Annotated in this window: 15 protein-coding genes; 7 read left to right on the top strand and 8 right to left on the bottom strand. The window is 62.6% G+C overall.

Translation table 11 applies throughout. The features are described from left to right. The first annotated feature begins 59 nt into the window (after positions 1 to 59). The 4 genes from PQR67_RS21045 (at position 60) to PQR67_RS21030 (ending at position 6,897) form a co-directional block, all read left to right on the top strand. Entirely contained in the window at positions 60 to 2,210 is a 2,151-nt protein-coding gene (locus tag PQR67_RS21045; protein WP_408463655.1) for a type I secretion system permease/ATPase, read from the top strand. Further along, on the top strand, positions 2,210 to 3,637 hold the full coding sequence (locus PQR67_RS21040; protein WP_408463394.1) for an HlyD family type I secretion periplasmic adaptor subunit: 1,428 nt from the start codon (positions 2,210 to 2,212) through the stop codon (positions 3,635 to 3,637). The genes PQR67_RS21045 and PQR67_RS21040 overlap by 1 nt, the downstream gene beginning before the upstream one ends. 46 nt (positions 3,638 to 3,683) lie before the next feature. After that, positions 3,684 to 5,129: a TolC family protein gene (locus tag PQR67_RS21035; protein ID WP_408463653.1), complete on the top strand. Its 1,446-nt coding sequence runs from the start codon at positions 3,684 to 3,686 to the stop codon at positions 5,127 to 5,129. A 181-nt stretch (positions 5,130 to 5,310) separates the two neighbouring features. Further along, complete coding sequence (locus PQR67_RS21030) at positions 5,311 to 6,897, top strand: Na+/H+ antiporter (RefSeq protein WP_408463392.1); 1,587 nt, start codon at positions 5,311 to 5,313, stop codon at positions 6,895 to 6,897. Positions 6,898 to 6,951: 54 nt separating this feature from the next. Here PQR67_RS21030 and PQR67_RS21025 read toward each other — a convergent pair whose 3' ends face one another. Both PQR67_RS21025 and PQR67_RS21020 read right to left on the bottom strand, forming a co-directional pair. After that, positions 6,952 to 7,245 (bottom strand): hypothetical protein, encoded by a 294-nt coding sequence (locus tag PQR67_RS21025; RefSeq protein ID WP_408463390.1) that lies wholly within the window; start codon positions 7,243 to 7,245, stop codon positions 6,952 to 6,954. A gap of 266 nt (positions 7,246 to 7,511) precedes the next feature. Further along, on the bottom strand, positions 7,512 to 8,150 hold the full coding sequence (locus PQR67_RS21020) for an HD domain-containing protein (protein ID WP_408463387.1): 639 nt from the start codon (positions 8,148 to 8,150) through the stop codon (positions 7,512 to 7,514). Positions 8,151 to 8,390: 240 nt separating this feature from the next. On the opposite strand from PQR67_RS21020, the gene PQR67_RS21015 reads away from it, so the two are divergent. Together PQR67_RS21015 and PQR67_RS21010 are read left to right on the top strand one after the other, a co-directional pair. Further along, a complete protein-coding gene (locus PQR67_RS21015) occupies positions 8,391 to 9,353 on the top strand; it encodes a GlxA family transcriptional regulator (protein ID WP_408463384.1) in 963 nt (320 codons plus the stop codon). 179 nt (positions 9,354 to 9,532) lie between these two features. Further along, positions 9,533 to 10,291, top strand: coding sequence for an SDR family oxidoreductase (locus PQR67_RS21010; RefSeq protein WP_408463381.1), 759 nt, complete (start codon positions 9,533 to 9,535; stop codon positions 10,289 to 10,291). A gap of 87 nt (positions 10,292 to 10,378) precedes the next feature. Here PQR67_RS21010 and PQR67_RS21005 read toward each other — a convergent pair whose 3' ends face one another. The 6 genes from PQR67_RS21005 to PQR67_RS20980 all read right to left on the bottom strand — a co-directional run bounded on the left by PQR67_RS21005 (position 10,379) and on the right by PQR67_RS20980 (position 17,820). Then, complete coding sequence (locus PQR67_RS21005) at positions 10,379 to 11,125, bottom strand: winged helix-turn-helix domain-containing protein (protein ID WP_408463378.1); 747 nt, start codon at positions 11,123 to 11,125, stop codon at positions 10,379 to 10,381. A gap of 536 nt (positions 11,126 to 11,661) precedes the next feature. Further along, positions 11,662 to 12,975: an MFS transporter gene (locus PQR67_RS21000; RefSeq protein ID WP_408463375.1), complete on the bottom strand. Its 1,314-nt coding sequence runs from the start codon at positions 12,973 to 12,975 to the stop codon at positions 11,662 to 11,664. Positions 12,976 to 12,988: 13 nt separating this feature from the next. Continuing rightward, on the bottom strand, positions 12,989 to 13,918 hold the full coding sequence (locus PQR67_RS20995; RefSeq protein WP_408463373.1) for an NAD(P)-dependent oxidoreductase: 930 nt from the start codon (positions 13,916 to 13,918) through the stop codon (positions 12,989 to 12,991). Next, positions 13,915 to 15,642 carry a dihydroxy-acid dehydratase gene (gene ilvD / locus PQR67_RS20990; protein WP_408463370.1) on the bottom strand — a complete coding sequence of 576 codons (1,728 nt, stop codon included), beginning with the start codon at positions 15,640 to 15,642 and terminating at the stop codon, positions 13,915 to 13,917. Before ilvD ends, PQR67_RS20995 begins: the two co-directional genes overlap by 4 nt. 48 nt (positions 15,643 to 15,690) lie before the next feature. Continuing rightward, positions 15,691 to 16,470: an SDR family NAD(P)-dependent oxidoreductase gene (locus PQR67_RS20985; RefSeq protein WP_408463367.1), complete on the bottom strand. Its 780-nt coding sequence runs from the start codon at positions 16,468 to 16,470 to the stop codon at positions 15,691 to 15,693. A gap of 12 nt (positions 16,471 to 16,482) precedes the next feature. Further along, positions 16,483 to 17,820, bottom strand: coding sequence for an MFS transporter (locus PQR67_RS20980; RefSeq protein WP_408463364.1), 1,338 nt, complete (start codon positions 17,818 to 17,820; stop codon positions 16,483 to 16,485). Positions 17,821 to 18,057: 237 nt separating this feature from the next. Between PQR67_RS20980 and PQR67_RS20975 the strand changes: the two genes are divergently transcribed. Beyond that, a complete protein-coding gene (locus tag PQR67_RS20975) occupies positions 18,058 to 19,023 on the top strand; it encodes a LysR family transcriptional regulator (protein ID WP_408463361.1) in 966 nt (321 codons plus the stop codon). Positions 19,024 to 19,123 lie beyond the last annotated feature (100 nt).

Raw genomic sequence — 19,123 nt, 5'->3', positions numbered from 1 at the left:
ACACGGTCGCCGTACCCAAAAGTCGATAATCCTTGAACGCTCCCGAACTCAACCCGTCGGTGCCTCCCGCATCCGGCCCAGCTTCTGATACTGTTTCCCCCGATAACCCCGGTCACGATCCGGCGCTTGCATGCCTCGTCGTCATCGCGCGGTTCCATGGCATCGCCGCAGACGCCGCACAGTTACGTCATGCCGCCGCGCGTAACAATGAGCGCTTCGACAGTGACGTACTGATTTTGAGCGCTCGCTCGATCGGTCTGAAGGCGACGCAGGCACCGCTGCGAATCGACCGGCTTGATCGCACGCCTTTGCCCGCGCTTGCATTTGACAAGGACGGCAAACATTTCATTATCGCGCGCTGCGACGGCAAGACGGCCTTTGTTCTCGAAGCGGAGGCTGCCGCTCCGACCGTGATGCCGCTCGACGCGCTGGCGGTCCGTACTGCCGGCCGCATGCTGCTATTCACATCGCGTGCCTCGCTTGCCGGTGAGCTCGCGCGTTTCGATTTTTCGTGGTTCATCCCGGCGATCATCAAATACCGGCGGCTATTGCTGGAAGTGCTCGGCGTCTCGCTGATCCTGCAGATTTTCGGGCTCGTCTCGCCACTGATGTTTCAGGTGGTGATGGACAAGGTGCTCGTGAACCGCGCCTACAACACACTCGCCGTTGTCGGCATTGCACTCTTCGTCAGCTCCACCTTCGAGGTGCTGCTCTCGGGTCTGCGCAATTTCACTTTCTCCCACACCACCAACCGAATCGACGTGGAACTGGGCGCTCGCCTGTTCCGCCATCTGGTCGCCCTGCCATTGCCTTACTTTGCGGCCCGGCGCGTGGGCGATACCGTAGCGCGCGTGCGAGAACTGGAGAACATCCGCAATTTCTTGACGGGCCAGGCGCTGACCGCAGTCATCGACCTGGTTTTCTCGATCGTGTTCATCGGGGTAATGTGCCTCTACAGTGTGTGGCTAACGCTGATAGTTGTGGCTTCGCTGCCGCTCTATGCCGCCGTTTCCGCCATGCTCGTGCCCGCTCTGCGCCGGCGTCTGAATGAAAAATTCGCACGCGGCGCGGACAACCAGTCCTTTCTGGTCGAAACCATTTCCAGCATCGAAACGGTCAAGGCAATGGCCGTCGAGCCACAGTTCATCAAAAGATGGGAAACGCAACTCGCAGCCTACGTCGCATCGGGCTTCCGTGTGACGGCGCTGGGCAATGTGGGCCAGCAGCTTATTCAGTACATCGGCAAGCTGGTCACGCTCGCGACGCTGTTGCTGGGCGCGAAGCTTGTCATTGATGGCAGGCTGACGGTGGGCCAACTGGTGGCGTTCAACATGATGTCGCAGCACGTCGCATCGCCGGTCCTGCGTCTCGCGCAACTGTGGCAGGACTTCCAGCAGATCGGTATCTCGATGGGACGTCTCGGAGACATCCTCAACACGCGCAACGAATTGCCGCAAAGCCGCCAGGCGCTACCTGCAGTGAACGGCAACATCCGGTTCGAGAACATCCGCTTCCGGTACCGGGCCGATGGTCCACCTATCCTCAACGACATATCTCTCGACGTGCGCGCCGGCGAGGTAATCGGCATTGTCGGCCGCTCGGGTTCTGGCAAGAGCACACTCACGAAGCTGTTGCAGCGACTCTACCTGCCCGAGCAGGGCACCGTGCGCATCGACGGCATCGACCTCGCGCTCGCCGATCCGGCGTGGCTGCGCCGGCAGGTGGGTGTTGTACTGCAGGAGAACACCCTCTTTAACCGTTCGATCCGCGAGAACATTGCGCTGACCGATCCGGGCGCGCCACTTGAACTTGTGATGCAGGTCGCAAAACTGGCCGGCGCGCATGATTTCATCTGCGAACTGCCTCAGGCTTATGACACGCCGGTCGAGGAGCACGGCGGCAATCTGTCGGGTGGCCAACGCCAGCGGCTGGCAATTGCGCGGGCGCTGCTCACCAATCCGCGCATCCTGATTTTTGATGAAGCGACCAGCGCGCTCGACTTCGAAACCGAGCGCATTATCCAGAACAACATGCGCGCCATCTGCGCGGGACGAACTGTAGTCATCATCGCCCATCGCCTGAGTGCCGTGCGGCATGCGACGCAGATCATCGCGATGGACAAGGGGCGGATTGTAGAGCGCGGTACGCACGACGCACTGCTCGCGCATGGCGGCTATTACGCCCACCTCATTTCGCTGCAGAATAGTTGATGATGCGACTCCATCTTCAGGCTTTTGCCGATCTGATGCGTCGATACACGGCTGTGTGGCGAGCCGGGTGGTCGATCCGCGACCAGCTCGATGCACCAGAGAAACTCAGTTACGAGCTGGCTTTCCAGCCCGCCCAGCTTGAACTGGTCGAAACACCTCTTCACCCAGCACCCCGTTGGGCAATGCGCATTCTGGTGATCCTGTCAGTACTGATCCTGCTGATCGCCGTCATTGGTCGGCTTGATATCGTCGTCACAGCAAAGGGCAAGTTTGTTCCCAACGAGCGCGTAAAAGTTATCCAGCCTGCGATCACCGGTGTGGTGCGGCAGATTCTGGTCCATGATGGTCAACGCGTTAGTGCCGGACAGGCGTTGCTGGTTCTGGACGCAACACAGGCAGCAGCTGACGCGGACAAGGCACGCTCATCCAGGATCGACGCAGCACTCGCCTCCGTCAGGGCAACCGCATTGCTGGAAGCGATTAAAACCGGGCACGTCCCCGCACTGCTCGCCGTGGATGGCGCATCGTCAGAGCAACAGGCTCAGGCGCAGCATTTCGCCGAAGGGCTATACAGGGAATACGCGGACAAACTCGCCGCGTCGCAGGCCGAACTTTTCAAGCGCGAAGCCGAACTATCGACGACCCGAGAGGAAGTGGCCAAACTGCGTGCGACCGCGCCACTGGCGCGTAGCGCAGCGGAGGATTACCGGGCGTTGGCGCGTGACCAGTACGTTGCGCAGCACGACTATCTCGGCAAGGAGCAGACCGCGCTCGAACAGGAGCACGAACTTGCCGCACAGCAGAGCCACGCTCGTGAACTTGCCGCCTCCATAGTCGAACAGCAGGCGGTGATCCAGGCCACAACCTCGCAATTCTCCCGGGAACAGCTGGACGCTCTGGACAAGGCAAAGCAACAGTTTGCACAGAACAGCGCTGACGAAACCAAGGCCGTGACGCGCCAGGGACTGATGACACTTTACGCACCGGTTTCGGGAACGGTCGAGCAACTGGCCACACATACGCTCGGCGGAGTCGTCACGACGGCACAGTCGATCATGGAGATCGTGCCGGACGACGCAGTAGAAGTCGAAGCAAACATTGAGAACAAGGACGTGGGCTTCGTCAATGTCGGGCAGGACGCCATCGTCAAGATTGAAGCTTTCCCCTATACCCGATATGGCTACCTGACCGGCAAGGTCACGTCCGTATCGAACGATGCGGCTCAGAACAGGGACCAGAGGCTGGGCCTGACATTTACGGCGCACATTCGCCTGCCGACCAACCAGATGGAGATCAATCACAAACCGATCAATCTGACTCCGGGCATGCAGGTGACGGTTGAAATAAGGACCGGACGGCGCAGCGTTGCCGGATATTTTCTCGACCCGCTGATGCAGACAACCGGGGAGAGCCTGCGTGAACGTTGAACGGTTCAATAGCACAAGGCCCGGTCTCGTTAGTTATGTTTGCATGATGCTGGCAGTGTTAGGGCTATCGGTATTGGGTGGCACTCCAGGTATAGCGAGGGCAATCGATGTGTTCCACACTGACACCTCCGTCCCGTATACACCTGCAAACGCATTTGCGAATATCGACGCGGCGCATCCCTGCCAGTTCGGTACGCTGGAGGTGCCACTTCATCTGCCCGAGGCCGTGAATCGCGCCTTGTGCGAGAACCCCAAAACGCGAAAAGCCTGGGCGAATGTGAAGGTGCAGGCGGCTGCAGTTGGCGTGGCAAAGTCAGCATATCTGCCGACCCTGAGCGCCAATCTGCAGGACGTGCGCGATGACGCGGCAACAGACGTGACGGGCTATCCCCGCCTGAGTTCGGCCAACCGCTCGACGGTCTACTCTGGCTCTGTCTCGGCGAACTGGGTGCTGTACGACTTTGGCGGCAGGAAGGCGGCGCTCGCCAACGCACAGGCGCTGCTCGCCGCCGCGCGGGCCAACCAGGATGCAACCTTGCAGACGGTCTTTTTCACCGTGGCAACAGACTACTACGCAGCACAGGCAGTCGCGGGCAAGCTGGCCTCGGCGAAGGAAGCGGAAAGCATCGCGCACGACAGTTTTATCGCAGCGTCGGCACGCGTGACCCACGGCGTCGCTGCGATTTCCGATCAGTTGCAGGCCCAGACTTCATACGCGCAGGCTACGTTCAACCGGGCGAGGGCCGAAGGTGACCTGCAGGTCGCCCTCGGCACCCTCGCCGCCGATATGAGCCTACGCCCGGATCAGCCCGTTACGATGCCCGGTGTTGACGACGGCGTGGCGCCAGACCAGGATTTCGCGGCGTCGGTCGCCGCGATGATCGACGAAGCGCAAAGCGCCCACCCGGCGGTCGCCGCCGCCAGGGCGAAGCTCGACGCGGCAATCGCCAGTGAGCAGCAGACACGCGCCGAAGGATTGCCCAACTTGAGTCTGGTCGCGAAGTACAGCCAGAACAACCAGCCCGCAAGTCTTGGGCTAGGCGAGCCTCAATTCCCCGCGACCGGGCGCGACCGGTATGTTGGCGTGCAGGTGCAGATCCCGTTGTTTGAAGGGTTCGGCCGGGGTTACAGGGTACGCGGGGCACGCGCCCAAGCGGAAGTCCTGCAGGACACGCTCGACGAAGCCCGCCAGCAGGTTGGACTCGATGTTTGGAAAAGCTACCAGGCACTCCAGACGAACATACAGAATGTCGGGAACACAGATACGTTAGGGCAGATTGCGCAACGTTCTTTTGATGTTGCAAAGCATCGGTATGCAGCGGGCGTGGGAAACATTCTGGAACTGCTGGCCGCACAGAAGGCACTTTCGGAGGCCAAACAACAACGTATCCAGGCAATCACCGACTGGCGCACGGCGCGGCTTCAACTGGCCGCCAAGATGGGTCATCTGGATGCTGGGGACCTGCGTAGGGAACAGCTGCCGCAGCAATAGTCAAATTCGCATCGCCGTTGCAAGGTCCGGTACGAAATCATCGTCCATATAGATCAAAAAAGCCCCCACAAGCCAAGCACTTGATCCCACAGGCGTATCCCCCTCCGGCTCAACCACAGGCAGAAGCCCCGCCCTGTGATAAAAAGTAACTCCCACCCCTTGCCACTCGCCGAGACCCCGCATGTCCTCCGTCATGGCTTTCAAACTCGTCCTGCTGTCGCTCGCCGCGATGATCGGCCTCCAGCTCCTCGCCAAGCGACTGCAACTCCCGCCGGCCGCGGCGCTTCTGGTCGGCGGCGCCGCGATGGCCTTCGTGCCTGGGCTGCCGCCCATCAATCTCGATCCCGAACTGGTCCTGATCGTGTTCCTGCCGCCACTCCTCATGGACGGTGCGTACTTCTCGGTGTGGGACGAGTTCAAGCGCAATGTCGGCGGCATCCTGCTGCTCGCGATCGGCGCCGTCGCCTTTACCACCTTTGCGGTCGGCGTGGTCGCGCATTGGGTCGTGCCGGCCTTACCGTGGAGCGCGTGCTTCGCGCTGGGTGCGATCGTCTCGCCGCCCGACGCCATCGCCGCAAAAGCCGTGCTGGAACGCGTCGCGCTGCCGCGCCGGTTGATGGTGCTCCTCGAAGGCGAAAGTCTGCTCAACGATGCCGCCGGCATCGTCCTGGTTCGCTTCGCCGTCGCCGCCGCGCTGACCGGCACGTTCAGCGCCCAACATGCGCTCGGGCAGTTTGCGATGCTCGGTCTGGGCGGTGTGGCAGTGGGCATCGCGATTGGCTTCGTGGTCGTCAAACTGCTGCGCAGCCTCGACAACACCTACCTCATCATCACCGCATCCGCACTCTCCCCGTGGATCAGCTACATCGCAGGTGACATGCTGGACGTTTCAGGCGTCATCGCGACCGTCAGTTGCGGGATGGTGCTCGGCTGGCATCAGCATGAAGTCTTCTCAGCCTCGGTGCGCATGCGCGGCACGGCATTCTGGCAGGTCCTGATCTTCCTGATGGAAGCGCTGGTGTTCATTCTGATCGGGCTGTCGCTGCGCGGCGTGATCGTGCGGCTGGGCGGCGTCGGCGAGACGTTGAATGCGTTTGCACCCGCCGTCGGCGCAGTGATCGCAGCCGTCGTGCTGTCGCGCTTCGTGTGGGTGTTCGCCGTCGAATGGTTGAAGGGACTGGTGTGCAAGGTCATGCGGCGCGCAAACGTTGCGCTCGACTGGCGCTCGTCGACGGTGACGAGCTGGGCCGGCATGCGTGGCGTGGTGACGCTGGCGATCGCGCTCTCGTTACCCGAGGCGATGCCGGGCCGCGATCTGATTCTGGTCGCGTCATTCGCGGTGATTCTCGTGACCGTGCTTGGTCAGGGGACCACGATCGGCGCGCTGATTCGTTGGGTCAAACCGGATAGCGTAGAGGAGCGCAACGAGCGGCATTTGACCGAGCCTCAGGCGTGGGCGAGGGTCGAAGCGTCGCAGTTCGCCGCGATCCAGCCGCTCGTGCACGATGCACAGGGCCAGGTGATTCATCCGCGCTTGCTGGAACAATACAGCTATCGGGCGCGGATGACCGAAACCCACCAGGACCTGACGGAATATCCCACCGATGTTCGCACCGCGCATTACGACGTTGTGCTCGCCGCCATTGCGGCCGGTCGCGGCGAGTTGTTGCGAATGCACCGGTCAGGCTTGATTCATGATGAACTGCTAACCGAGTTGGAGCGGGATCTCGATTTGCAGGAAATCGCCGCGTTGCACGGGAAGGGATGACCCGGTCGCGTCTGACGCCAGTCGAGACGCGACCCGGTCGAGACGCGACGAGATTCAATGGCCTTTGAAAATGTCCAGCAGTTGATTTTGCATCTGCATCATTTCATGCGCGTGCTTCATCTCCATCTGCGCCATTGTGTCCTGATACTCCATGTCCATCTGCATCATTTTCTGCTGGATGCCGATGGCCTGAGTACGCTGTTCAGGTGTCAGCTTGTCCATCATCATGCTGTATTCAGCCGGCATCAGATAGGTGCCGGCGCGCCCTATTCCCTGGGCTTGCACAGAACCCGCTGCAAGCGCGAGCGGCAGCAGTCCGCACATCAGTACGGTTCGGATCGATTTCATTTCATCTCCAGTCTTACGTGAGCAGCCCGGTCTGAACAAGGGCTGCATAAGCGACATTCAGGTACTCAGACTGGCTTGCCGCGGTCGATCCGTTGCACATGCCGGGTCTGAGAATGCAACACCCGGGGCTGGCCGCCATGCACGATCGTCCGGGTGTTTCAGTGGCTTAGTCGTTAGCGCTTACTGGAAATGACACGTTAAATGAATTCGGTGCGGATAATATTTCTTCTGTGCGGCTGTCACTTTCGCCGCGGCAAGCCGACTAATTAATCCCTCCACGCCGACCCCAAGATCATCGTGCAAAAATTCTCACGATGGTAGTGCGGGTCTTTCAGCGCCAGCACGTCCGCCTTCACATTGCCAAAAGTGGTCTCCGGTTTGTGGATCGTGCCCTGCGCGAACGCATCGATGATGCCTTCCTTGAAATGGGCGCCGCGCGGATGGGCATGCGTCACCTCATGGCGCTGCTGTTCGCTGAACTCGTCGTAAGCGAGACCGAGCACGTCCATTTCAACGCCCGCCGTCACCAGCGCCACCACCGGCTTCATATATTGCGGAATCCCAGGCGTGGTATGCAGCGCAATCGAATTCCACACCTGCTCGATATCCGCTTCGCCGATGCCATGGCGCTGCAGAAAATCGCGCGCCGCGTTCGCGCCGTCCACCTCGAAACGATCATGCTCGCTGCTATACGGCGCGACGAGCCCCATGTCGTGAAACATCGCGCCGATGTACAGCAACTCAGCGTCGTACTTAAGCTGCTTGCGCGCGCCCGCCAGCGAGCCGAACAGGAACACGCGGCGGGAATGGTGATACAAAAGTTCGGTTTCGGTATCGCGCACGAGTTGCGTGGCTTCGCGCGCCATCATGCTGTCGGGGATCTGGATGCCTGCGATCGTGGTCATGTGAAGTGCTCCATGAAAGACTTGAATGAACCGGGCGCGCGGTCTTTGTGAGTGGATAGCGCGTTTGGTATGCTGGTTCGCGATGCTTTTTCTGACCGTTCAGGCAGCGCGTCCGATAGGCTTCAGTATTGGTCGGCGCGCTGCCGCGGACAATCGCCACAAACCGTTGAACCCTGCCAAACGCACCGCGTTGACTGCCGCGGGTTGCGGATTCCGTTCATCGTCAAAGGAAATCATTCGATGCCTACCGTTGCGATCGCAATCTTTCCTGGCGTGCAGGCGCTCGACGTCGCCGGTCCAGTCGATGTGTTCTCCGAAGCCAACCGGTTCATCGCGCCGCAGGATCGCTACGAGGTCACGCTGCTCAGCGCGCAGCCGGGTCCGCTGCGTGCGTCCAACGGCATGACGCTGATCGCCGATGCCACATTCGAGCAGGCACGTCGCCCGTTTGGTCTTGCGCTAGTCGCGGGCGGCCCCGCGCTGCCTGAAGATGCCGCGCCCGATACCCGTTTGCTGGAATGGTTGTCGCGAGTCGCCACGCAATGCGAGCGTTATGGCTCGATTTGCACCGGCGCGTTCGCGCTCGGCCATGCCGGACTGCTCGACGCGCGCAAGGTCACCACGCATTGGCAGCACGCGGCGCAACTCGCGGAGCAGTTTCCGCGCGCACATGTCGATTTCGACCGGATCTATCTGCGCGACGGCAACCTGGTCACGTCGGCCGGCGTGACGGCAGGCATCGATCTATCGCTTGCACTGGTCGCCGAGGACCACGGGCCGCATACGGCGCTCGCCGTCGCCAAACGGCTGGTGGTGTTTGCCCAGCGGCAAGGCGGCCAATCGCAGTTCAGCCCCTACCTGACCGCGCCCGCTGACAACACCTCGCCGGTCGCCAAAGTGCAGGCGCACGTGATGGAGCAGATCGGCGATAGTTTTACGGTCAAACAACTGGCGGACGTCGCCGGCATGAGCGCACGGAATTTCGCCCGTGTGTTCGTGCAGGAGACCAAGGTGACGCCGCACGAATTTGTCGAGCGCGCACGCGTGGACGCGGCGCGCAAGTTGCTCGAAAGCAGCGGCTCGGCGCTCAAGACAATCGCTTACGACTGCGGCTTCGGCACGGCGGACCGGATGCGCATTGTCTTCACGAAGCGGATCGGCGTCACGCCGATGCAGTATCGCGAGCGCTTTCGCTCTGCGTGAACGAGACGTGAAGAGGATATGCAGGAGGCGTGACGACGGTATAGGCGCAGGGCATGCCAGCGGCTCAAGGGCGGCCAGGACGCCGCCGGAATACGGCTCGAAGAACGGCGCCGCTGCAAGCCTGAAACGTTGCGTGCGAAAATAGCGGTCTTCCCAAGCCAACGATCACAAGGAACGACATGTCCACCTCTTCTCCCATCCGCGCGATCGTTACCGGCCACACTCGCGGCCTCGGCGCATCTCTTGCCGAACAACTGCTGGCGCGCGGCGTCGCGGTACTGGGTTTGTCCCGCTCGCGTCACGCCACGCTTAAGGAGCGTTTTCCGGCGCTGCTCGAAGAAATCGAACTCGAACTTGCCAACCCCACACACGTCGCGCAATGGGTCGCAACCGATGCACTGCGCAGTTTCGTCAGCGGCGCGCAGAGCGTCCTGCTGATCAACAACGCGGGCATGGTTCAGCCGATCGGTCCGATCGAAGGCCAGGACGCCGCGGATATCGCCACTGCCGTGAGCCTGAACGTGGCTACGCCGCTCATGCTGGCAAGCGCGCTCGCCGCAGCCAGCGTCGACGCAACCGATCGGCGCATCGTGCATATTTCCAGCGGCGCGGCACGCAATGCGTATCCGGGCTGGAGCATCTACTGCGCGACCAAAGCCGCGCTCGATCATCACGCGCGCGCCGTTGCACTCGACGCGAATCGTGCGCTGCGTATTTGCAGCCTGGCGCCGGGTGTCATCGATACGAATATGCAGGCGGAAATTCGCGGCAGCGGCACCGAGCAGTTCCCAATGCGCGAAAAATTCGAAGACCTCAAGCGCAACGGACAACTTTCGACGCCTGAGCAATGCGCGACCCAGTTGCTTGACTACGCCTTCAGCGACGCATTCGGACAAACGCCGGTAGCCGACATTCGTGAAGTTGCGAAGCAAGGCTGACACGCGCGCCACGCTCCCGTAAAACCTCACCTTTCGGCAGATACACCAATACGCCGACACCCACCGTGATCACCGTGATCACACCGATCACACGCCGGGCGCAACCATCGCGTCGCGCTCGGCCGCCCCAATCTCGCCGTGCGGCACGAACACATAGCCGCGCCCCCACACCGTCTGCACATAGCGCGGCTCGGAAGGATCGATCTCGATCAGCCGCCGCAACCGCCAGATCGATACATCGAGGCTGCGCCCTTGATGCAGCACGCTATTGCCGCGTAGTTTCTCGTTGAGTTGCATGCGTGTGAGTACGGTCATCGCGTGATTGACGAAGATTTTCAGCAACGCGAACTCGGAGCTGCGCAGCGCAAAATGCTCGTTATCGCGGCGCAATTCGCGCGCGGAAAAGTTCAGCTCGCAACGTCCGAAGCGATAGGGCGGCCGCGTTTCCGGCGCGCCTGGCGCGAGTGCGCCGCGCCGGCGCAGCAACACGCGAATGCGGGCGAGCAGTTCGGCAGGGTCGGCGGGCTTGCTCATGAAATCGTCGGCGCCGAGCTCAAGACCAATCACGCGATCAATCGCCTTGCTGCTCGCCGACAGCAAAATCACCGGCATATCGTTGCCGCTCATGCGCAAGTCGCGCAACACCGCAAGACCGTCGCCGTGCGGCGCCGAGATGTCGAGCACCAGCAACGCCGGCCGCTCTGTCTCGACCACGTGCTTCAGCCCGGCACAATGCGGACGAGCGGACACGCCGCAGCCCTGCCCGCGTAAAGATTCGCCCACCACGGCCGTTAAGCCGGCGTCGGCGCCAACAAAAAGAATGTGCTGACTCATCCAACTGATTCCAGGAGACGATCGGTTTTCAGAGACAGGCGATGGCTTGCGGGAATAGCAAATCCGCTGACCGCTTGTCGTCCGCGTCGCCATCTTCCCTGTAGGCAGGTCATCTCAAAACGCGGAACAGCCCCCAAGGTTGGCAATTTCTTCCCAACTCTTTCAACGCGGAACGTGGTATGGGATCGCTCGCAACGCCACCGCACGATGTGCGCGCTCGCTCCCGAAAAGTCTCACCTTTGGCACGGAGTGGTTGGGGCTCGACGCAAAGGGCACTTCCGGCTGCTCCCGAAAACGCTCACCTTTCGAGCAGAATGGTACGCCGCAAAGGCATGCTGGGCGGGGCACCGATAGGTTCGAACAGGCTACTCCCGCAAACCCTCACCTTTAGAGGAGGTCGGGTATTCTGCATACCCAGGTAAGAGGCGCGTTCCTGGCCGGCGTTGCTCACGGCAATGAGCGAGATGATTTCGGGCTTTGCCCGAATCGGCACATGAACGATGGTGCCGTTCAACGGCACCATCCGTTGAGCGGTATCAGCCGCCCGAGCGCGAATCGATTTTCCCGCTCACCGCTTTCAATCCAAAGCTCGCGACCAGCGAGAGCGCCGCGCACGCCGCCATGAAATACGCAGGCGCGGCGACATTCCCCGTCGACGAAATCAGCCACGTGGCAATCAACGGCGCCGTGCCGCTGAACACGGTAAAGCTGACATTGAACGTCAGCGCGACGCCGCTGAAACGCACCCGCGTCGGAAACATGTCGGCGATGATGCAGGCGAACGTGCCGTTGGCAAGACACGCGGCCACACCCGCGAGCGCGAGCAGCAGTACGACATCGGTCGTATGGCGGCTCGCCGCCAGGTAGAACGGATAGCTCAGCGCCATCAGGAGCAGCGAGCCGAAGCGCAGCACAAAGCGCCTCGGCAGCTTGTCGCCGAGCCAGCCGGACAGCAGAATGCCCGTCGACACCACCGCGAGACCGACGTTCTGCCCGATCGCCACGCGACGCGGATCGTAGTGCAACACGCGATCGAGATAAGCCGGCATGTGCGCGAACAGCAGGCCGTTAAATGCGGCGACCACCGCTGTCGTGCCGATGCCGAGCAACACGGGCCGCCAGTGCTCGCGCAACAGTTCTGCCAGCGGATGCCTGGCGGCGAGATGTTTCATCTCGGCAAATGCGGGCGTTTCCTCGAGCTTGCGACGCAGCCAGAAACTCAGCAAACCGATTGCGCCACCGAACAGAAATGCGATGCGCCAGCCGTAAGCGGCGACATCGTCGCCGCTCAGAAAGCTATGCACCGAGAGATTGACGGCCGCCGCCAGCAGCACGCCGGAGTTCACGCAGAAAAACACGATGCCGCACACGAGTCCCGCACGCCGCGGCACCGTTTCGACCACGTAGGTAATCGAACCAGGCAACTCGCCGCCGAGGCAGAAGCCTTGTACGAGACGCAGCAGGATCATCAACAGCGTCGCGCAGATGCCCCACGTCGCGTAGGTCGGCACGATACCCATGCCGATCGTGCACATCGACACGACGATCACCGACACGATGAACACGCGCCGGCGTCCGTACCTGTCGCCGAAATAGCTGAGCACGACACCGCCGACCGGCCGCGAGAGATAACCGACCGCAAACACGGCGAACGACAGCATCAGGCCGACAATCGGATCGTGCGTCGGAAAGAACGCGCGGCCGATGAACTGCGCGAAGATGCCGTAGACCACGAAATCGTAAAACTCGAGCGCGCCGCCCAGGCTCGCGAGAATGATCATGCGCCACTGCGAGCGCGTAAGCCGCGCCGGGGTTTCTTGCGTAAGACTGGCGGATTCAAGACTGGACATAGTGGTCTCCTGCTCAATCCTCGTTGTTGATTTCCGGCTCATGCGGCATACGCTGATCGCGCAGGACCCGGACGATCTGCGAGATGTCTTCGTCGCCGAGTCCTCGATCAACAGCATCCCGCAACAGCTCGCGCACCACGCCGACGGCACGCAGCGGCGCGCTGGCCCCGCGCGCCAACTCCGCCACCGCGTCGATATCCTTCAGCATCGTGCGGATCGTGCCCGATGGACTCGACGGCGGTGTCAGCATCCGCGGCATCAAGGTTTGCAACAGCACTGAATCGGCCCAGCCGCCTCGCAAGGCGGCCGGCATCGCGGCGACGTCGATGCCTGCGCGCTGCGCTAGAACGGAGGCTTCCGCAATGCCCGCGATGGTCGTCACGACAATCGCCTGGTTCGCGAGTTTGGTCGCTTGTCCCGCGCCGGTGGTGCCCATACGCGTGACACGCGAGGCATAGGCGCGCAACAGCGGTTCGACTGCGGCGATATCGCTCGTGTCGCCGCCGCACATGATCGCGAGCGTGCCAGTCACCGCGCCTGCCGTGCCACCGGACACGGGCGCGTCGATCCACACGCCGCCGGTCAGTTCTTGCCAACGCCGGGCGAGGCGTCGTGTCCCGGTGGGCGCGATGGTCGAATGGTCGATCAGAAAGCGCGGTGGAGTCGATGCGTGCGCGAGTCCTTGTGCGCCGAAGACGACCTCTTCAACCGCATGGGCATCGCCGAGACACAGCATCACGACATCGCTTGCCTCGGCCAACTGCCGGGGCGAGTCGCTGACGATGCAGCCCTCCGCGGCCAGCGCCGCCAGCTTCGCCGGCGATCGGTTCCACGCCCGCAACGCGTGCCCGGCCGCGAGCAGGCGCCAGGCCATCGGTTCGCCCATCTTGCCGATGCCGCAAAACCCGACGCGCAGCGCATCCGGTGCGACGGCGGCGCTCATGCCTCCTCCTCGCCGATCGACGCCTCATACGGCCACTCCACCGCGCCCGAATGCGTCACCGCGCCGAGATTCGCCGGCCGCACCAGCGCTTCATATTTCTCCAGTACGCCGCCGAGGCGACCTCGTGTGAACGGCACCAGCTCCTTGCTACGCCGCGCAAGTTCCTCGTCGCTCAATTCGACGTCGAGCGTGCCTTTGTGCGCGTCGATGTGAATCCGGTCACCGTCTCTGAGCAGACGAATCGGGCCGCCCGCCGCCGCTTCCGGTCCGACGTAGCCGATACACATGCCGCGCGTCGCACCGGAGAAACGCCCGTCGGTGAGCAGCGCGACTTTTTCGCCCATGCCCTGGCCGTAGATTGCCGCCGTCACGCTGAGCATCTCGCGCATGCCGGGGCCGCCTTTCGGCCCTTCGTTGCGGATCACCAGCACGTCCCCTTCCCGGTAGGTGCGCTTCGACACCACCGACATACACGCCTCTTCGGTTTCGAACACGCGCGCGGTGCCGCTAAAGGCCAGCGATTTCAGGCCCGCGGTTTTCAGACACGCACCGTCCGGTGCAAGATTGCCGCGCAACACCACCAGCCCGGCGTTCTCACTCAACGGCTCGTTATGCGGACGAACCACGCGGCCGTCCGGACCGGCAAAGGCCTTCAGCGCGGTTTCGAGCGTTTCGCCCGTTTGCGTCAACGTATCGCCATGCAGAAAGCCGCCCGCGAGCAACGCATTCAGCACCGCAGGCACGCCGCCGACGTGATACAGATCCAGCGCGAGATACTTGCCGCCCGGCTGCAGATCGCCGATCAACGGCGTACGGGCGAGTACCTCGGACACATCGTCCAACGTAAAGCGGATGCCCGCCTCGTGCGCGATCGCCGGGATGTGCAGCGCCGCGTTGGTCGAACCGCCCGTGGCGGCCACCGCGGCGCAGGCATTTTCCAGGCTCTTACGCGTGACCAGATCGCGCGGCAGCGGACCGCCGTTTTTCAGCGTGGTCATCACCGTTTCGCCCGCCCAGCGCGCAATTGCAATGCGCTCGCTGTACACCGCGGGCACCATCGCCGAACCGAGCGGCGCGAGACCGAGCGTTTCGGCGACCATCGCCATCGTGTTCGCGGTGAATTGGCCGGGGCACGATCCAGCACCCGGTGTGCAACGCTTCTCGATGCCACGCAAGGTTTCGCGCGACATGTCGCCGCGTTGCGCCGCGCCGACCGCTTCGATCGCGGTCAGAATCGTCGCCTGCGTGCCGTCCGGTGCGATGCCCGGCAACATCGCGCCGCCGAACAGAAACACTCCCGGCACGTTCACCCGCACCATGCCCATCAGAATGCCCGGCAGCGTCTTGTCGCAACCGGCCACGCCGACGAACGCGTCGTAGCAATGCGCGCGCACGAACACCTCGACGCTGTCCGCGATGATCTCGCGCGACACGAGACTGAAACGCATGCCCGAATGATTCATCGAGGTGCCGTCCGACACCGAGATCGCCGAGCCGCGAATCGGCACGCCGCCGCCCGCCGCGACGCCGAGGCGCACGTTGTCGGACACGGCTGCAAGCGACATCGAGCACGGCGTGTTCTCACCGAACGTATCGACAATCGCGACGAAGGGTTTTTCGATCGCGGCGTCGTCCATGCCGGTCGCTCGCAGGAAGGCGCGATGCGGCGTGCGCGTGATGCCTTCTGTGACGGTGCGCGAGCGGTGTTTGTGGAGATTGCTCATGATTTTTCCTGTCCGTGTGCTGTGTCCGTGTGCCGTGCGTTCAGCCGTTCAGCCGTTCAGCAACATGCCGTTCTCGGCGGCGATCACCTGGCCGGTCATCGAAGGCGCGTGCGCGACGATGAACCAGGCAAGGTCGGCGATCTCGCCGGGCTGCGATACGCGCTTGAGCGGTGCCACACTCGTCATGCTGTCGATGATCTTCGCGTAGGCCTCTTCACCCAGCACGCGACGCGGCAAACCGTCGTCCACCATGCCGGGCGCCAGCGCATTCACGCGGATACGCGGCGCGAGACTGCGGGCAAGCGAGAGCGTCAGCGTATTGACCGCGCCCTTCGACGCGGCATAGGCAATGGAAGAACCCGTGCCGTCGAGTGCGGCCAGCGACGAGATATTGATCACCGCCGTGCTATGCGTAGCGGTCGACGAATCGCGCAGCACGGGCACCGCCGCGCGCGTCATCTGAAACATGCCGATCAGGTTCACGCGATATACACGCTCGAACTCCATGTCGTCGACGGCGGCCAGATCGCCATGGGCAATGAAGCGCGTCGTGCCGGCGCAGTTGATCAGCGCGTCGATGCGCCGCCACTTCGAGGCCACCGCGTCGACCGCTTTCACACAGGCCGCGTCGGAACCCACGTCGACGTCGAACACCATCGTCTCGGCGCCGAGTCGCCTGCATTGCGCTTCGACGGCTAACGCCGCTTCGCGCGTGCTGTCGTCGAAGTTACCGATCGCCACTGCCCAACCGGCGCCCGCAAAGCGCAACGCGGTAGCCGCACCAATGCCGGTAGCCGCGCCGGTGACCATACAAACCTGCTGCGTCATGCCTCTTTCTCCTCATGCTGTTTTACGCGTGACCGGCATCGTCAGCACGATCACGGCGGCCAGCACCAGCGCGCAGGCAAGCACGATCATGCCGGGCAGCAAGGTGCCGGTCGTGTCCTTCAGAAAACCGATCACATACGGGCTCACGAAGCCCGCCAGATTGCCGGTGCAATTGATCACCGCAATGGCCGCCGCCGCGCCCACGCCGCCCATCAGCGCCGTCGGAATGCCCCAGAACACCGGTGCAATCGAATTGATGCCGATCGCCGCGACCACCAGCGCCGCCATCGAGAGCCACACGTGCTGGCCGAGCAGCACCGACGCCAGCATGCCGGCGGCACCCAGCACCGCGCACACGGCCACGTGCTTGCGGCGCTCGTCGTGCTTGTCGGCGTGACGGGCGATCAGGATCATCGCGACCGCACTGATCAGCGACGGCACCGCCGACAGCAAGCCGATATTCGCCACACTCACCACGCCGCTCGCGCGGATCATGGTTGGTAGCCAGAAGACGAGTCCGTAGTTGCCCATCGCGATGCAGAAATACAGCAGACCGAGCAGCCACACCTTTGGATTGGCAAACGCGCCCCGTACCGTTTGATGCGCACGAGTCAGCGCGTCGGTTTCGAGGTCGCGCGCAAGTAATGCTTTTTCTTCCTTGTTCAGCCAGCTCACCGACTCGATGCGGTCGTGCAGAACAAAGAACGCCACGATGCCCACCAGCAACGAGGCGAGCCCTTCGATCAGAAACAGCCACTTCCAGCCGGCGAGCCCATGCACGCCGGCCAGTTGCTGCATGATCCAGCCCGACACCGGACCGCCGATCGCACCGGACACCGGAATCGCCGCCATGAACAGTGCGATGATCTGCGAGCGCCGGTTCGACGGAAACCACGTCGACAGATACAGCACGATGCCGGGAAAGAAACCCGCCTCGGCAACACCGAGCAGAAAACGCAGCACGTAGAACGAGGTCGCGCCGCTCGCGAACATCGTCAGACACGAGACGATCGACCACGTGACCATGATCCGCGCGATCCAGATGCGTGCGCCGACGCGATGCAAGATGAGGTTGCTCGGCACCTCGAAGATGAAATAGCCGAGAAAGAAGATACCGGCGCCCGCGCCGTACACGGTCTCGCTCAACGAGAGATCGGTGAGCATCTGCAACTTGGCGAAGCTCACGTTCACGCGATCGATATACGCGACGATGAACGCGAGAAACAGAAACGGCACGATGCGCCAGGCGAGCTTGCGATACAGCGCCATGCGTTCTGGGGATTCCGCGGGTTCCGCGGGCTGATCAGGCACAGCGGGCTGCCCGGCGCCGCCATACAGTGGGGTGCTCATGCTTGTCTCCTTCCGCGCGCTTGGATGCGCGCTGTGGTCGCGGCGATGCGGCGCGTGGAGCGGCTCCGGTTATACCCTGAGTCATACGGCCGGTGCGTAGCTGCTATGCTCGACCCACCCGCTTCCCGCTCTACCGTCCTGCCGATGCAGAAGATTAGCCGGGTTGAGCGCCGCACCGCAAATCACTGTTTCGGCGCAGGTCATTACCATTCAGTTATGTTCACCGAGTCCGCACGAATGGCAACCACCGAAAACGACGCAATCGACCGCTTCTTCCGCAGTGGCTTGAAGCTGCCGCACCTGCGTATCCTGGTGAGCCTCGCGGAGCTCGGGCAGGTGACGCGGGTGGCGGCCGCCTTCCACGTCACGCAGCCGGCCATTTCGAAGCAGATTGGTGAAATTGAGGAAGCACTCGGCGTACCGGTCGCGCGACGGGTCGGCAACGCGGTCGAGTTGACCAGCATCGGCAAGGTGATGGCCGCACGTGGCCGGGAAATCCTGCGGCACATCGAACTGGCGCGCCGCGACGTCAGCGCGCTGACCACCGGCACGGCCGGTCACGTGCGCTTCGGCGCGGTCGTGACAATTCCGCAGCCGCTGATCGCGCATGCGGTCGAACTCTTCATGCGGCGTGCGCCGTCAGCCACGCTGTCGTTCGTGGAAGCGACGCTCGACAAGCTGATCAAGATGCTCGACGAGGGCGAGCTCGATCTCGCCCTGGGCCGCAATCGCATCGCCGACAACCAGGACTTGCTGCGCCAGCAGACCTTGCACCGCGAGCCGTTTGTGTTTGTCGTGGGCGCGAGCCATCCACTCGGCAAGGTAGACCTGCCGGTGAACTGGAACGATCTGCGCACGGCGCGCTGGATTACGCCGCTGCGCGGTTCACCCGCGTTCGCGACGCTGGCCGAGACACTCGCCGGACAAGGCATTCCGTTCGATCGCGGCGCGGTCGAATCGAGTTCGTTGACATTGAATCTGTCGCTGCTGATTGGCGGCGACTTCGTGTCGATCCTGCCGCTGTCGATCGCGCGGCATCATGTGAGCCGTGGACGCATGCGCGTACTGCCGCTCGCGCCGCTTGAACCGTTGGGTGAAGTGGTGCTGGTGTGGCGCGCCGATACCTCCGCGCCGGCGGCGGATCTGTTCAGCGAATGCTTGCGGGAGTCGTCGTCGGAATTGCTGGACGGTGAGACGGAATGAGTCGTGTGGGCTCACGTATCGCCGATTGCCGTCGACTCCCGAATGTTCTCACCTTTAGGCGTTTTGAAGGTATTCGGCGGACCGCCCGCCGTCAAGGCAG

The sequence above is a fragment of the Paraburkholderia fungorum genome (assembly GCF_046026025.1).
In the GTDB taxonomy this organism is placed as follows: Bacteria; Pseudomonadota; Gammaproteobacteria; order Burkholderiales; family Burkholderiaceae; genus Paraburkholderia; species Paraburkholderia fungorum_E.
Note: the sequence above shows the minus strand (reverse complement) of the source record. Positions and strands in the feature narration are given on the sequence as shown.